The organism is Umezawaea sp. Da 62-37 (assembly GCF_032460545.1).
Classification (GTDB): Bacteria; Actinomycetota; Actinomycetes; order Mycobacteriales; family Pseudonocardiaceae; genus Umezawaea.
In genome coordinates this window covers 8,656,065-8,670,628 of record NZ_CP135965.1, presented here as the reverse complement: position 1 = coordinate 8,670,628, position 14,564 = coordinate 8,656,065, and the positions used below count along the sequence as shown (strand labels likewise).

The window sequence follows — 14,564 nt, the reverse complement described above, 5'->3', positions numbered from 1 at the left end:
TGGGAATTTAATTCAGGGATCTGTGCCGCGACCGTACCGACTGCAATTGCCTGGGTACAACGCGGGTCCGGAAGTCGATGGGTTTTGCTAAGACCCTTGCTTTCGACTTCGGCCCCAACCCAGTCGGGGTTGAGCTTTACAGCGATCAGTTGGTGCGCGGCGAGGGGTAGTAGTACCAACTCGCACCGACGGTCCTGTCACCGCCTCCGGGAACGCGATGACCACGACCTGTGTGGTATGCGCACCTCGGGCAGTAGAGCCGCCGGTGGCGTGGACCGTACCAGGGAACGTTTGCCCAGGTGAGCGGACACCGCAAGCGCGTCGAAAACAGCAGGGGCCGTCCCACGGGCGTCCAGCGCCCGCAGGACGGCCCCAACGGCCGTTTCGACGGGTCAGGCCACCTCGTCGCGCACGCGCAGCGCAGCGGCCCGCAGGGAGCCCACGTCGGGGCCGTGCCGCAGCACGTCCCGCGACGACGCGGGCAGCACGCCGCGCAGCTCCGGCCCGAACAGACCGCGCAGGTCGGCCGCGGTGGCCCCCTGCGCGCCGAAGCCGGGGGCGAGCACGGGACCGTTCAGCCCGGACAGGTCGACGTCGAGCGCGGCGAGGGTCGCCCCGATCACCAGGCCGACGTCGCCGAGCGGTTCGGCGCCCGCGTTCGCGGCGGCCGCGCCGTCCACGACCGACTGCGCCACCGTGCGGCCGTCGGGCAGGACCGCGCGCTGCACGGTCGCACCTTCCGGGTTGGACGTGCGCGCCAGCACGAACACGCCGCGACCGCTCGCGCGGGCCGCCTCCACGGCCGGGTCCAGCGACCCGAAGCCGAGGAACGGCGACACCGTCACGGCGTCGCCCGCGAGCGGCGAGCCGTTGGTGAGGTAGGCGGCCGCGTAGGCGGCCATCGTGGACCCGATGTCACCGCGCTTGGCGTCCACCAGCACCAGCGTGTCCGCCTCGCGCAGACCGGCGATCACGCGCTCCAGCACCGCCACGCCCTTCGAGCCGTGCGCCTCGAAGAACGCCGACTGCGGCTTCACGATCGCGACCTGGCCGCCCAGCGCCTCGACGCACGTCATCGCGAACCGCTCCACACCGGACGCGTCCTCGGGCAGCCCCCAGTCGCGCAGCAGCCCCGGATGCGGGTCGATGCCCACGCACAGGGCGCCGCGCTCGGCGACCGCCTTCGCCAGCCTGGCGCCGAAGCTCACGCGCCCTCCCCCTTCAGGGCGGCCTGCAGCGACTGCAGGGAGCGGACGCCGATGTCGCCGCGGATCGCGGCCTCGATGCCGTGCACGGCCGCCGCCGCGCCCTGGATCGTGGTCACGCACGGGATGTCCTTCGCGACCGCGGCGGTGCGGATCTCGTAGCCGTCGACGCGCGGCCCGCTGTTGCCGTAGGGCGTGTTGATGATCATGTCCACGTCACCGGCCAGGATCATGTCCACGATGTTCCCGACGCCGTCGAAGTGCTTGCGCACCACCGTGCACGGGATCCCGTTGCGGCGCAGCACCTCGGCCGTGCCGGAGGTGGCGAGCACCTCGAAGCCGAGGTCGGCGAGGCGCTTCACCGGGAAGATCATCGCGCGCTTGTCGCGGTTCGCGACGGACACGAAGACCCTGCCGGAGGTCGGCAACGAGCCGTAGGACGCGGTCTGCGACTTGGCGAACGCCATGCCGAACGACACGTCGATGCCCATGACCTCGCCGGTCGACTTCATCTCCGGGCCCAGCAACGAGTCCACGCCCTTGCCCTCGCGGGTGCGGAACCGGTGGAAGGGCAGCACGGCCTCCTTGACCGACACCGGGGCGTGCGCGGGCAGCTTCGCGCCGTCGCCGGTGGACGGCAGGATCCCCTCGACGCGGAGTTCCTTGATCGTGGTGCCCAGCATGACCCGTGCGGCGGCCTTGGCCATCGACACGGCGGTCGCCTTGGACACGAACGGCACCGTCCGCGACGCGCGCGGGTTGGCCTCCAGCACGTACAGCACGTCGTCCTTGAGGGCGTACTGGACGTTGAGCAGCCCCCGCACCCCGATGCCCTTGGCGATGGCCTCGGTCGAGCGGCGCACCGCGTCGATGTCGGTCTCGCCCAGGGTGATGGGCGGCAGGGTGCAGGCGGAGTCGCCGGAGTGCACACCCGCTTCCTCGATGTGCTCCATCACCCCGCCGATGAACACGTCCGTGCCGTCGTAGAGGGCGTCCACGTCGATCTCGATCGCGTCGTCGAGGAACCGGTCCACCAACACCGGGTGCTCCGGACTCACCTCCGTGGCACGGGCGATGTACCCGGCCAACGTCGGCTCGTCGTACACGATCTCCATCCCACGCCCGCCCAGCACGTAGGAGGGGCGCACGAGTACGGGGTAGCCGATCTCGTCGGCGATGGCCTTGGCCTCCTCGAACGAGGTCGCCATCCCGTACTTCGGCGCGGGCAACCCGGCCTCGGTGAGCAGCTTCCCGAACGCGCCGCGCTCCTCGGCCAGGTGGATCGCCTCCGGCGGGGTGCCCACGATCGGCACACCCGCGTCGGCGAGCCGTTGCGCGAGACCCAGCGGGGTCTGGCCGCCGAGCTGCACGATCACCCCGGCGACCGTGCCGGAGCGCTGTTCGGAGTGCACGACCTCGATGACGTCCTCGAACGTGAGCGGCTCGAAGTACAGGCGGTCGGAGGTGTCGTAGTCGGTCGACACCGTCTCGGGGTTGCAGTTGACCATCACGGTCTCGAACCCCGCCGCCCGCAACGCCATCGCCGCGTGCACGCAGGAGTAGTCGAACTCGATGCCCTGCCCGATCCGGTTGGGCCCGGACCCGAGGATGAGGACCTTGGGCCGCTCGCGCTGCTCGGTCACCTCGGTCTCGGCGTTCGGGTCCAACTCGTAGGCGGAGTAGTGGTACGGCGTCTTGGCCGCGAACTCCGCCGCGCAGGTGTCCACGGTCTTGTAGACCGGCCGCACCCCCAGGCGGTGCCGCAACGTCCGCACCCCGTCCTCACCTGCCAACTCCGAGCGCAGCACCGAGATCTGCCGGTCCGACAACCCGGCGCGCTTGGCCTTGCGCAACAGGGTCTCGTCCAGCACGGGGGCGGCCTCGATCTCACCGCGCAGCTCGTTGAGCCACGCGATCTGCTCGATGAACCACGGATCGATGCCGGAGGCCTGGTGGACCTGCTCGATGCTCGCGCCGAACCGCAACGCCCGATCCACCGTGTAGAGCCGGCCGTCGTGGCCCGCGCCCAACGCCTCCAGCAGTCCTTCGAGGGTGGTGCCCTCGGGGTCGGGGCGGGTCCAGAAGCCGGCGTCCTTGGTCTCCATGGACCGCATCGCCTTGCCCAGCGCCTCCACGAAGTTGCGCCCCATCGACATCGCCTCACCGACGGACTTCATCGTCGTGGTGAGGGTGGGGTCCGCGCCGGGGAACTTCTCGAACGCGAACCGCGGGATCTTCACCACCACGTAGTCCAACGTCGGCTCGAAGCTGGCCGGGGTCTCGCCGGTGATGTCGTTGCGGATCTCGTCCAGGGTGTAGCCGATCGCGAGCTTCGCGGCGATCTTCGCGATCGGGAAACCCGTCGCCTTCGACGCCAACGCCGAGGACCGCGACACACGCGGGTTCATCTCGATGACGACCATGCGGCCGGTGGAGGGTTCGATCGCGAACTGGATGTTGCAGCCGCCGGTGTCCACACCGACCTCGCGGATGACCTGGATGCCGACGTTGCGCATGTGCTGGAACTCGCGGTCGGTCAACGTCATCGCCGGCGCCACCGTCACCGAGTCACCGGTGTGCACACCCATCGGGTCGATGTTCTCGATCGAGCACACGACCACCACGTTGTCGTTGCGGTCGCGCATCAACTCCAGCTCGTACTCCTTCCACCCGAGCACGCTCTCCTCGATCAGCACCTCCGTCACCGGCGACTCCGCGAGACCGGAGGCTGCGAGCCGTTCCAGCTCCTCGGGGGTGTGCGCCATGCCGGAACCGAGTCCGCCCATGGTGAACGACGGCCGGATGACGACCGGGAGCCCGAGGTCCTCGACCGTGGCGCGGACTTCCTCCATCGACTTGCACACCGCGCTGCGCGGGACCTCGGCGCCGATCTTGCGGACCAGCTCCTTGAAGATCTGCCGGTCCTCGCCGCGGTTGATCGCGTCGATGTCCGCGCCGATCAGCTCCACGTTGTACTTCTCGAGCACGCCGCGCTCGTGCAGCGCGATGGCGGTGTTGAGCGCGGTCTGCCCGCCCAGGGTCGCCAGGATGGCGTCGGGGCGCTCGATCGCGATGACCTTCTCGACGAACTCCGCCGTGATCGGCTCGATGTAGGTCGCGTCCGCGAACTCCGGGTCCGTCATGATCGTCGCGGGGTTGGAGTTCACCAGCGAGACCCGGATGCCCTCCTCCCGCAGCACCCGGCAGGCCTGGGTGCCGGAGTAGTCGAACTCGCACGCCTGGCCGATGACGATCGGGCCGGACCCGATCACCAGGACGTGCTTGATGTCAGTGCGCTTCGGCATCAGCGGGCCTCGTTCTTCATGAGATCGCAGAACTCGTCGAACAGCGGTGCGGCGTCGTGCGGTCCGGCCGCCGCTTCCGGGTGGTACTGCACGCTGAACGCGGGCACGTCGAGCGCGCGGACGCCCTCGATGGTGTTGTCGTTCGGGCAGTAGTGGCTCAGCAGGACGCGGCCGAAGTCCGAGGAGAACTCCTCGCCGGGCTCGCCTTCCAGCGCGAAACCGTGGTTCTGCGACGTGATCGCGACCTTGCCGGTCGCCACGTCGATCACCGGGATGTTGATGCCGCGGTGGCCGTAGCGCATCTTGTACGTGTCGCGGCCCAGCGCGCGGCCCAGGATCTGGTTGCCGAAGCAGATCCCGAACAACGGGATCCGCCGCTCCAGCACCGACCTCGTCAGCTCGATCGCGTGCGTCTGGGTGGCGGGGTCGCCCGGCCCGTTGGACAGGAAGACGCCGTCGGCCTCGACCGCCAGCAGGTCGTCCACGGTGGACGTCAGCGGCAGCACGTGCACCTCGATGCCGCGCGCCGCCATCATCCTCGGGGTGTTCGACTTGATGCCCAGGTCCAGCGCGGCGACGCGGAAGCGCCGTTCGCCGACCGCGGGGACCACGTAGGGCTCCGCCGTGGTGACGTCGCCCGCGAGGTCGGAGCCCTTCATCGGCGGGCTGTCCAGCACGCGGCCCACGAGCGCCTCGTCGCTGTCCAGCGCGTCGCCGGAGAAGACGCCCGCGCGCATAGCGCCCTGCTCGCGCAGGTGCCGCGTCAGCATGCGGGTGTCCACGCCCGCGATGCCGACGACGCGCTGGCGGACCAGCTCCTCGTCGAGACCGCGGACCGAGCGCCAGTTGGACGGCTTGCGGGAGGGGTCGCGCACGACGTAGCCCGCGACCCAGATGCGCGAGGACTCGTCGTCCTCGTCGTTCCAGCCGGTGTTGCCGATCTGCGGGGCGGTCTGCACCACGATCTGGCGGTGGTAGGAGGGGTCCGTCAACGTCTCCTGGTAGCCGGTCATGCCGGTGGAGAACACGACCTCGCCCAGGCTTTCGCCCAGGGCGCCGTAGGACTCGCCGCGGAACACGCGGCCGTCTTCCAGGACAAGTGCTGCCTTGTTGGTCGAAGCGATCGTCACGTCGCACTCCCTTCTGATGGCCGGCTCGGCCGGCTGCCACGGGGAGCGCTGGTGTTCAGCGCGTCGACCCACTGCACGTAAACGTCCTTGTCGTCGCCGCGGAAGCCGGTGTCCACGAGCTGCTCGCCCAGGTGCCAGCGCACGACCAGCAGGCCGTCCTTGGTCATGACCTTGCCCGCGAGACCGCGGTCGGTGCGGGCGGACTCGATCTCCGCCCTGGGGATCCACATGGCCGACGCCCCGGCGCGCTCGATGAGCACGCCCTGGTCGGTCAGCCGCAGCTCGGCCTCGGCGCGGTGGCCGATGTCGCCGACGGCGACCCGGTCCTGCCAGTTGTCGCCGATGGTCGTGCCGATGTACTGGCCGGTCGTCTCCAGCAGCACGGCACCGGTGTCGGTGGGCACGGCCGGGAAGTCGACGAGCACGGCGGCCTGGCGGCGCGCGCGGCGCTGCCAGCCGTGCCACATGCCGTAGAGGCAGAGCGCGAAGAACGCCAGCACCGCCAGCGAGAGGAGAACCCTGGTCATGCCGGAATCCTCCCCGCCGTGACGCGGCCGCGCAGCAGGGTGGCCGTCACAACGCCCGGCAGCTCCATGCCCTCGAACGGGGTGTTGCCCGCGACGCTCGCGAGTTCCGCCCCGCGCACGGTCCAGGTGGCGTCCGGGTCGACCAGCACCAGGTTGGCCGGTTCGCCGACCTCGATCGGACGGCCCTGGTCGGGCAGCCCGGCGATCTCGGCGGGCCGTTCGCTCATCACCCGCGCGACACCGCGCCAGTCCAGCAGGCCGGTCTTGACCATGGCCTCGACGACCACGGACAGGGCGGTCTGCAGACCGAGCATGCCGGGGCGGGCGGCGGCCCACTCGCAGTCCTTGTCCTGCACGGCGTGCGGGGCGTGGTCGGTCGCGACGCAGTCGATCACGCCGTCGGCGAGCGCCCGGCGCAGCGCCTGGACGTCCGCGTCCGCGCGCAGCGGCGGGTTGACCTTGTTGACCGGGTCGTAGGTGCTCAGCCGGTCGTCGGTCAGCAGCAGGTGGTGCGGGGTGACCTCGGCGGACACCTTGGTGCCGCGCGCCTTGGCCCACTTCAGCACGTCCGCGGTGCCCGTGGTGGACACGTGGCAGATGTGCAGCCGGGCTTCGGCGTGCAGCGCCAGCAGGCAGTCCCGCGCGACGATCGACTCCTCGGCCGCGGCGGGCCAGCCCTGGAGGCCGAGCCGGGCGGCCTGCTCGCCCTCGTGCGCCTGGGCGCCGACGGTCAGCCGCGGCTCCTCGGCGTGCTGGGCGATGACCACGTCGAGCGCCTTGGAGTACTCCAGCGCGCGGCGCATGACCAGCGGGTCGTGCACGCAGTGGCCGTCGTCGGAGAAGACGCGGACGTTCGCGGCGGACTTGGCCATCGTGCCCAGTTCGGCGAGCTTCTCGCCCTTGAGCCCGACGGTGACCGCGCCGACCGGGTGCACGTCGACCAGGCCGACCTCGACGCCGCGGCGCCACACGTGTTCCACGATGACCGCGTTGTCGGCGACCGGGCTGGTGTTGGCCATGGCGAACACGGCGGTGTACCCGCCGAGCGCGGCGGCCCTGGAGCCGGTCTCGATGGTCTCGGTGTCCTCGCGGCCCGGCTCCCTCAGGTGGGTGTGCAGGTCGACGAAACCGGGCAGCAGCACCGCTCCGGCGCCGTCGACCGTCTCCACGCCGTCCTGCTCGACGGACCCGATCCCGGCGATGACGCCGTGGCGGACCAGCACGTCGACCGGGTCGCCCTCGCCGTAGGGGCGGACGTTCTTCAGCAGCAGGGGATCCGGGGCTCCCCGTTCGCTCGCGAGCGCGCTCACGAAGCTTCCTCCTCATGGGCAAGCAGGTGGTAGAGGACCGCCATGCGCAGGTGGACGCCGTTGCGCACCTGGTCGGTGATGGCCGCGCGCGGGGAGTCGGCGACCGCCGAGGCGATCTCCATCCCGCGGAGCATCGGACCGGGGTGCAGCACGACGGCGTGCTCCGGCATGAGGCCGAGGCGGTTCTCGTTGAGCCCGTAGGCGATCGAGTACTCGCGCGCCGACGGGAAGAACTGCCCGTTGCCCCCCGCGCCCGCGGACCCGCTGAGCATCCGCTCCGCCTGGACCCGGAGCAGCATGACCGCGTCCAGGCTGGGCAGTTCGGCGTCGAGGTCGTACGACACGGTGACGGGCCAGTTCCCGACCCCCACGGGCAGCAGCGTCGGCGGGGCGACCAGCACCACGTCGGCGCCGAGCGTGGCGAGCAGGTGCACGTTGGACCGGACGACCCGGCTGTGCAGGACGTCGCCGACGATCGCGATCCGGCGGCCCTCGACGGAGCCGAGCCGTTCGCGCAGCGTGGCCGCGTCCAGCAGGGCCTGCGTCGGGTGCTCGTGCATCCCGTCGCCCGCGTTGACCACGGACGTGCCCACGCCCGCGAGCCACCCCGCGAGCCGGTGCGCCGCGCCGGAGGCGGGGTGCCGGACGATCACGCAGTCCGCGCCCGCGGCGGCCAGCGTCAGCGCGGTGTCCCGGAGGGACTCGCCCTTGCCGACGCTCGACCCGCCCGCGGACACGTTGACCACGTCCGCGCTCATCCACTTCCCGGCGATCTCGAAGGAGACCCTGGTGCGGGTGGAGTTCTCGTAGAACAGGGTGATGACGGTGCGGCCGCGCAGCGTCGGGAGCTTGCGGACCTCCCGGCCGAGCAGCGCGCGCTTGAGGTTGTCGGCGGTGTCGAGGATCGACGTGGCGGTCGCCCGGTCGAGCCCCTCCGTCGAGAGCAGGTGCTTCACTTCAGCACCACTCCGTCGCGCTGGTCGAACTCGACCAGCAGGACCGCCACGTCCTCGGTGCGCGCGGTTGGCACGTTCTTGCCAACGTAGTCCGCGCGGATCGGCAGTTCGCGGTGGCCGCGGTCGACCAGCACGGCCAGCTGGACCGCGCGGGGGCGGCCGTGGTCGCGCAGGGCGTCGAGGGCCGCGCGGATGGTGCGGCCGGAGAACAGGACGTCGTCCACGAGCACGACCAGGCGGTCGTCGATCCCGCCTTCGGGCAGTGCCGTGGTTTCCAGCGGCCGGGTCGGGCCGCGCCGCAGGTCATCGCGGTAGAGGGTGACGTCCAGCGTTCCGGTGGGTACTTCGACACCACTGAACTCCGCGATCTTGAGGGCCAGTCGGCGAGCGAGGGGTGCCCCCCGACTCGGTATGCCCATCAGGACTACTGCGGGTGCGCTCGGTGCATCAAGAGCGGTCTTCTCGATGATCTGATGGGCCATTCGGGCGACAGTGCGTGCAACGTCACCGGCCGAGAGAAGCTCGCGCTCTCCAGCCGGATCCGTCGCACCACGTTGACGTGGCGCCACGGTTGGACCTCCTTCCCCGCCTCACGGGACGGGTCCTTAAAGGACGTCGGACACCCGGCTTCGACCGGGCTGACCTGCACGGTATCAGGCACGGAGTACCCACCTTACGAGTGGTGTCGAGCCTCTCGCCCCCATGGGCCGACGAGATCGGCTTGACCTGGCGACCACGGAGAGCAATCATTACTCTGCGTATTGAGTCTGACCTCCCCGGCCCAGTCCCCTACCGGCTGGCGGGGCGAATGAACGGAGAACCGCCATATGGGCGACTACGCCAAGGCGTTGGGGGCCAAGCTCCGCGCGATCCGGCAGCAGCAGGGTTTGTCCCTGCACGGCGTCGAGCAGAAGTCCGGCGGTCGCTGGAAGGCCGTGGTCGTCGGCTCGTACGAGCGTGGCGACCGAGCCGTGACGGTGCAGAAGCTGGCCGAGCTGGCCGACTTCTACGGGGTCCCGGTGGCCGAACTGCTGCCGGAAGGTCGAGTGCCCTCGGGCGCGGAACCGGCCACGAAGATCGTGATCAACCTCGAACGACTGCAACAGCTGCCCGCGGAGAAGGTCGGACCGCTGGCGCGCTACGCCGCGACCATCCAGAGCCAGCGCGGCGACTACAACGGCAAGGTGCTCTCCATCCGCACCGAGGACCTGCGTTCGCTGGCGATCATCTACGACATGACCCCCGGCGAGCTCACCGAGCAGCTCATCGACTGGGGTGTTCTCCCCCCCGAGGCCCGTCCGGCCAAGGAGGACTGAGACGGCTAAGGCCACCCCGGTTCACCGAGGTGGCCTTAGCTGCGCTCGCGTTGTCTACAGGACGGCGCGCAGCTGGTCCGCGATGACCGCGATCCGGCCGAGCACGCCGTTGACGAACCGCGGCGAGTCGTCCGTGGACAGACCCTTCGCCAGCTCGATCGCCTCGTCGATCGCGACCGCGTCCGGCACGTCCGTCGCCCACAGCAGCTCGTACAGGCCGATCCGCAGCACCGCGCGGTCGACCGCGGGCATCCGCTGGAGCGTCCAGCCCTCGGCGTGCTCCGAGATCAGGTCGTCGATCCGCGCCTGGTGCGCGGTGACGCCTTCGACGAGCGTGACCGTGTAGTCGTTCACCGGCGGCACGTCGACCGACCCGATCCGCCCGGCGACCAGGGTCACCGGGTCCTGTCCGCGCAGGTCCGCCTCGAAGAGGATGTCGACCGCGCGTTTCCGGGCCTTGCTGCGCGCACCCACGTCAGCTGCTCACACGGCCGAGGTAGCGACCGTCGCGGGTGTCGACCTTGACCTTCTCGCCCGTGGTGACGAACAGCGGCACCTGGATCTCGGCGCCGGTCTCCAGCTTGGCGGGCTTGGTGCCGCCGGTGGAGCGGTCGCCCTGCAGGCCGGGGTCGGTGTGCTCGATCAGCAGCTCGACCGAGGTCGGGAGCTCCACGAAGAGCGGCACGCCCTCGTGGGTCGCGACCATGGCCTCCTGGTTCTCCAGCATGTAGCCCGCCGCGTCCGACACGGTCTCACCGGGCACGGTGAGCTGGTCGAAGGTGTCGCTGTCCATGAAGACGAAGTCGTTGCCGTCCTTGTAGAGGAACGTCATCGTCCGCTTGTCCACGGTGGCCGTGTCGACCTTCGTGCCCGCGTTGAAGGTCTTGTCCACGACCTTGCCGGACAGGACGTGCTTCAACGTGGTGCGCACGAAGGCACCACCCTTGCCCGGCTTGACGTGCTGGAACGCGGTGACGGTCCACAGCTGGCCGTCGAGGTTCAGCACCAGGCCGTTCTTCAGGTCGTTGGTCGTGGCCACGGTGGTGGTCTCTCCTGTTGTCCGAGGGGCAAGCCCGACGTGAGCGGGCGCTTAGACGACCACGAGTTCCTTCGTGGTCAGGGTGAGGAGCTCCGGCGCGTTCGCACGCACCACGAGCGTGTCCTCGATGCGGACACCGCCCTTTCCCGACAGGTAGACGCCGGGCTCGACGGTGACCGCCATACCGGCGGAAAGTGTACCTTCACCCGACTTGGACAGCGCCGGAGCCTCGTGGATCTGCAGTCCGACGCCGTGCCCGAGCCCGTGCAGGAACCGCTCGCCGTACCCGGCGTCCTCGATCATTCGCCGCGACGCCGAGTCCACCGCCCGCACTTCGACACCGGGCGCGAGCGCCTCCCGGCCCGCCGCCTGCGACCGCGCGACCAGCTCGTACAGGTCCCGCTGCCAGTCCGCCGCCCGGCCGAGCACGAGGGTGCGCGTCATGTCGGAGTGGTAGCCGTCGACCAGCGCGCCGAAGTCGAGCTTCACGAAGTCACCGGGCTTGAGGACGGCGTCGGTCGGTTCGTGGTGCGGGATCGCCGAGTTCGCCCCGACCGCCACGATCGTCGCGAACGACGGCCCGTCCGCCCCGTGGTCGAGCATCCGGCTCTCCAGCTCGCGCCCGATCTCCCGCTCGGTCCGCCCCGCCCGCAGCCCGCCGTGCTCGATCAGATCCACCAGCGCCCGGTCCGCCGCCGCGCACGCCATTCGCAACGCCTCGACCTCGGCGTCGTCCTTGACGACCCTGAGCGCCTCCACCAGCCCCGGCGCCCTGGCCAGCTCCACGCCCTCGGCCGCCCGCCCGATCCCGTCGAGCCCCTCCACGGTCACGTGCCCGCTCTCGAACCCCACCCGCTTGCACCCGTTCTTGGCGGCCCGCGCCGCCAGCACCAGGTCGCACGGCCGGTCGATCACCCGCTCCAGGTCCGGCACCTGCGCCCCCGCCTGCGTCAGGTACCGCCCGTCGGTGCAGAACACCGACTCCCCGTCCGACCCGGCGGCCACCAGCAGCGCCGCGTTGGACCCGGTGAACCCGGTGAGGTAGCGGACGTTGAGCAGGTCGGTCACCAGCAGGGCGTCCAGGTCGAGTTCGCGGAGCCTGGCGCGCAGTGCGGCGCGACGAGGGGCGTGCAGCGGCATACCGGCAGCCTAGGACGATCGCGCGGGTCGCACAGGCCTCCGGAAGTCTGGTCCGGTTCCCGCTTCGGGCGGTCCGGGCGGCACTAGGCTGTTCGCCATGGGTGCGTGGCTGACCCGCGGGGTCTGGATGGGCTTGTTGCACGGTGCGGTGCAGGCCGGGGTGGTGGCGGTCAACGTGCGCAGCCCCGAGGCGAGCCCGTCGGTGCGGATCATCGCGTTCGGGCTGGTGGTGGTCATCGCGGTGCTGTGGGGCGCGTTGGACGCGTGGCGCGGGCTGGACGAGCGGGGGATGTGCTGGTTCTTCGCGGCCCTGGTGGCGGGGCCGTCGGCCGGAGTGCTCGGGGTGGTCGGGACCGGGCTGCTGGTCGACCAGACCGGCACCGAGTCGCTGTGGCCCGCGTTGACCGGTGGGGCGGCGTTCACCGCACTGGTGGTGCTGGTGTCCGCCGCCATCGGGATGGGGATCGGGAACCTGCTGCCGCAGCCCGACGGGTCGCGGCGGAGCCAGGCCTAGGGCCTAGCGCCGGGAGAGGTCGCCCGCCTGCTCGTAGGACTTCCACTCCTGGTCGGTGGCCTGCTTGACCGTCGAGGAGTTCAGCGCGGCGACGGTCTCGTCGCCGATGAGCCACACCTTGCCGCCGTCGAGGAGCACGCCCACCTGGCCGTCCGGTGAGCGGACCGCCTGCGCGCCGGACGGGATGTCCGCGACGACCGGCAGCTGGTCGACGATCGCGGGCCTGCGCTCCAGCACGACGCCCGCCAGCCTGTCGGTGACCGAGCGCCGCTCCAGCCGCACGACCTTGCCGCCGTGGACGAGGTCCATCGTGCGCTCCGGCGACGGCACGGCGAAGCCCTCCAGCACGGACGCCGCCTCCTTGGTGGCGCAGCCCGGCACGCCCGCCAGGTCCATGCCGAAGTGCGCCAGGTCGGTCGGCGCGCCCGCCGCGCCGTCGACGGTGGCCCGGACGACGTCGATCGGCACCCGCCCGCACGGGTCCTCGACGGCGATCGGCGCGTGCCCTTGGGACGTGCGCACCAGCCCCGGCCCCTCGCGCCACGGACCGGGCACGGTGATCTGCTTGTACGGCTGGGTGGTGAAGTCGGAGTTCCAGAACGTGAGGCTGGTGCCGGACTCGGTCTCGTGGGCGATCGCGAACGCGTTCAGCGCGTCGACCCACATCCAATCGGCGCTGAACGCGTCGACCACGGACCGCGCGCGCGGCGCGTTGGTGACCGACACGGTCGCGAAACCCCTGTCCCCCAACGCCTGCACGCCCGACTGGAACACCGGGTCCTTCGACCGCAGCACGAACTGGCCCGCCCCGTTCCACCCCGCCGCGCGGCCGGTGGTGTCGGTGAACATCAGGTAGAACCAGCCGTCCAGGAACAGCGCGGCGGGCTGCCCGGAGCCGTAGGTGTTGTCGCGGATCGTGTCGTACGCGGGCCCGATGATCGGCTGCCCGTTGTGCCCCCGCTGCCACGAGATGCCGTCCGCGCTGGTCGCGACCCCGATCCCGTTGCCGTGAGCGTGCTCGCCGGACGCGCCGGTGTAGTACAGGTAGTAGGTCGAGCCGACGTGGATCACCGACGGGTCGCAGGTGTGCACGCCGTCGAACCCGTTCACGCTGCCGCTCAGCACGGGCAGCGCCATCGTGCCGTCGGGTGCGGTGAACGGGCCGTCCGCGGAAGGGCTTTCGGCGTAGAGCAGGTCATCGCCCGCCGGGACCGCGACGCCGAGCTGGCTGCACCACCACATCCGGTTGCGGCCGTTCTCGACCAGCACGGTGGGGCCGTAGTTGTACGGCGAGTCGCCACCACCCGCGGCGATGACACCCGCGCCGCCACGGGCGCGGTCGAAGGCCAGCGGGATGGCGTCCGCGGGGGCCGTGCGCTGCTTCTGCGGCGCGGCGGGCGGATCCACGGGACCGGTGCCCTCGGCCCGCGTCATCGCGACGCCGGCGCTGCAGGACGACAGCAGGGCAGCCGCGGCGAGGATCGCCAGGAGCCGGAGGGGCCTCGGCATAGCGGGGAGGTTCCTCCACTCGATCGGCGGGCGAATCGGCAACAGTGTAGGGATCCCGTTCACCCGTCCAGACGACTACTCGTCAGTAGTGGCAACGAGTGTGGATTTGGAGCCGTGGGCGTTCCCGAGGTGGGCAGCGTAGTGGTTGAGGCCGCCTGCGTTGGAATGGCGGTGGGGGAGAGGAGCTGCCAACCGTGCTCCAAGGCGCGATGGTCGGGTCGTCTACGGCCATTTTGCCTGTGACGTGCAGGGTTAGGCGGTTGAGGCCCGACCGTTTGCGCTCGCGAGGTCCGGCGGTCATGGCGAGGGATTGTCCACGACGGTGCAGGCGGGGCCTTGACGCCAGCCGATGCCGGCTTGCCGGCGTTGGAACTGGGTCCAGCCAAGAGTTCGGAGCCAGCCGAGGGTGTTCGCCGCACGGGTGACGTCGGGTACCCGGAGTTCGACGTGGTGAAGGGCTCCTTGGGCCACGCAGTTTGCCCCCGACGTGCACGGAAGGTCTGGGCCTCAGTGCCCGACATGGTGTAGAACACTCTGGGTAACACCCCTTCTCTCGATGTTCACCCGATCGGAGTACAAGAAATACCCGGAGGAACCTTGCTTTCTTTCCGCA

Annotated in this window: 13 protein-coding genes; 2 read left to right on the top strand and 11 right to left on the bottom strand. The window is 70.6% G+C overall.

Annotation, left to right across the window (positions count from 1 at the left end; translation table 11 throughout):
• Positions 1–392 precede the first annotated feature (392 nt).
• The 7 genes from pyrF to pyrR are packed head-to-tail and all read right to left on the bottom strand — an operon-like array spanning position 393 to position 9,002.
• Complete coding sequence (gene pyrF / locus RM788_RS39475) at positions 393–1,208, bottom strand: orotidine-5'-phosphate decarboxylase (protein WP_315924833.1); 816 nt, start codon at positions 1,206–1,208, stop codon at positions 393–395.
• Positions 1,205–4,510 carry a carbamoyl-phosphate synthase large subunit gene (carB, locus tag RM788_RS39470; RefSeq protein WP_315924831.1) on the bottom strand — a complete coding sequence of 1,102 codons (3,306 nt, stop codon included), beginning with the start codon at positions 4,508–4,510 and terminating at the stop codon, positions 1,205–1,207. The genes pyrF and carB overlap by 4 nt, the downstream gene beginning before the upstream one ends.
• Positions 4,510–5,640: a glutamine-hydrolyzing carbamoyl-phosphate synthase small subunit gene (carA, locus tag RM788_RS39465; RefSeq protein WP_315924829.1), complete on the bottom strand. Its 1,131-nt coding sequence runs from the start codon at positions 5,638–5,640 to the stop codon at positions 4,510–4,512. Before carA ends, carB begins: the two co-directional genes overlap by 1 nt.
• Positions 5,637–6,167: a PH-like domain-containing protein gene (locus RM788_RS39460; RefSeq protein ID WP_315924828.1), complete on the bottom strand. Its 531-nt coding sequence runs from the start codon at positions 6,165–6,167 to the stop codon at positions 5,637–5,639. The genes carA and RM788_RS39460 overlap by 4 nt, the downstream gene beginning before the upstream one ends.
• On the bottom strand, positions 6,164–7,477 hold the full coding sequence (locus RM788_RS39455) for a dihydroorotase (RefSeq protein WP_315924826.1): 1,314 nt from the start codon (positions 7,475–7,477) through the stop codon (positions 6,164–6,166). The genes RM788_RS39460 and RM788_RS39455 overlap by 4 nt, the downstream gene beginning before the upstream one ends.
• Entirely contained in the window at positions 7,474–8,433 is a 960-nt protein-coding gene (locus RM788_RS39450; protein ID WP_315924824.1) for an aspartate carbamoyltransferase catalytic subunit, read from the bottom strand. Before RM788_RS39450 ends, RM788_RS39455 begins: the two co-directional genes overlap by 4 nt.
• Positions 8,430–9,002 carry a bifunctional pyr operon transcriptional regulator/uracil phosphoribosyltransferase PyrR gene (pyrR, locus tag RM788_RS39445; RefSeq protein WP_106197035.1) on the bottom strand — a complete coding sequence of 191 codons (573 nt, stop codon included), beginning with the start codon at positions 9,000–9,002 and terminating at the stop codon, positions 8,430–8,432. The genes RM788_RS39450 and pyrR overlap by 4 nt, the downstream gene beginning before the upstream one ends.
• 258 nt (positions 9,003–9,260) lie before the next feature.
• Between pyrR and RM788_RS39440 the strand changes: the two genes are divergently transcribed.
• Positions 9,261–9,749, top strand: a complete 489-nt coding sequence (locus tag RM788_RS39440; protein WP_015103676.1) for a transcriptional regulator BldD — start codon at positions 9,261–9,263, stop codon at positions 9,747–9,749.
• 54 nt (positions 9,750–9,803) lie between these two features.
• Here the strand turns inward: RM788_RS39440 and nusB are convergent, their stop codons facing one another.
• Genes nusB through RM788_RS39425 form a run of 3 tightly spaced genes read right to left on the bottom strand, consistent with a single transcriptional unit; the run spans position 9,804 to position 11,928 of the window.
• Positions 9,804–10,223 carry a transcription antitermination factor NusB gene (gene nusB / locus RM788_RS39435; RefSeq protein WP_106197034.1) on the bottom strand — a complete coding sequence of 140 codons (420 nt, stop codon included), beginning with the start codon at positions 10,221–10,223 and terminating at the stop codon, positions 9,804–9,806.
• A gap of 1 nt (position 10,224) precedes the next feature.
• The gene (gene efp, locus RM788_RS39430) at positions 10,225–10,788 is read right to left on the bottom strand and encodes an elongation factor P (RefSeq protein WP_315924812.1); all 564 of its coding nucleotides are present in this window, start codon (positions 10,786–10,788) and stop codon (positions 10,225–10,227) included.
• Positions 10,789–10,839: 51 nt separating this feature from the next.
• On the bottom strand, positions 10,840–11,928 hold the full coding sequence (locus RM788_RS39425) for a M24 family metallopeptidase (protein ID WP_315924810.1): 1,089 nt from the start codon (positions 11,926–11,928) through the stop codon (positions 10,840–10,842).
• 97 nt (positions 11,929–12,025) lie between these two features.
• Here RM788_RS39425 and RM788_RS39420 point away from each other — a divergent pair, with 97 nt between their 5' ends.
• A complete protein-coding gene (locus RM788_RS39420; RefSeq protein ID WP_315924808.1) occupies positions 12,026–12,442 on the top strand; it encodes a B-4DMT family transporter in 417 nt (138 codons plus the stop codon).
• 3 nt (positions 12,443–12,445) lie between these two features.
• Here the strand turns inward: RM788_RS39420 and RM788_RS39415 are convergent, their stop codons facing one another.
• The gene (locus RM788_RS39415) at positions 12,446–13,951 is read right to left on the bottom strand and encodes a glycoside hydrolase family protein (protein ID WP_315924806.1); all 1,506 of its coding nucleotides are present in this window, start codon (positions 13,949–13,951) and stop codon (positions 12,446–12,448) included.
• Between the last annotated feature and the right edge of the window lie 613 nt (positions 13,952–14,564).

Coding starts and splice junctions, on each gene's coding strand:
- RM788_RS39440 (WP_015103676.1), top strand. CDS start 9,261: ATGGGCGACTACGCCAAGGCGTTGGGGGCCAAGCTCCGCGCGATCCGG.
- RM788_RS39420 (WP_315924808.1), top strand. CDS start 12,026: ATGGGTGCGTGGCTGACCCGCGGGGTCTGGATGGGCTTGTTGCACGGT.
- RM788_RS39460 (WP_315924828.1), bottom strand. CDS start 6,167: ATGACCAGGGTTCTCCTCTCGCTGGCGGTGCTGGCGTTCTTCGCGCTC.
- RM788_RS39415 (WP_315924806.1), bottom strand. CDS start 13,951: ATGCCGAGGCCCCTCCGGCTCCTGGCGATCCTCGCCGCGGCTGCCCTG.
- carB (WP_315924831.1), bottom strand. CDS start 4,510: ATGCCGAAGCGCACTGACATCAAGCACGTCCTGGTGATCGGGTCCGGC.
- RM788_RS39425 (WP_315924810.1), bottom strand. CDS start 11,928: ATGCCGCTGCACGCCCCTCGTCGCGCCGCACTGCGCGCCAGGCTCCGC.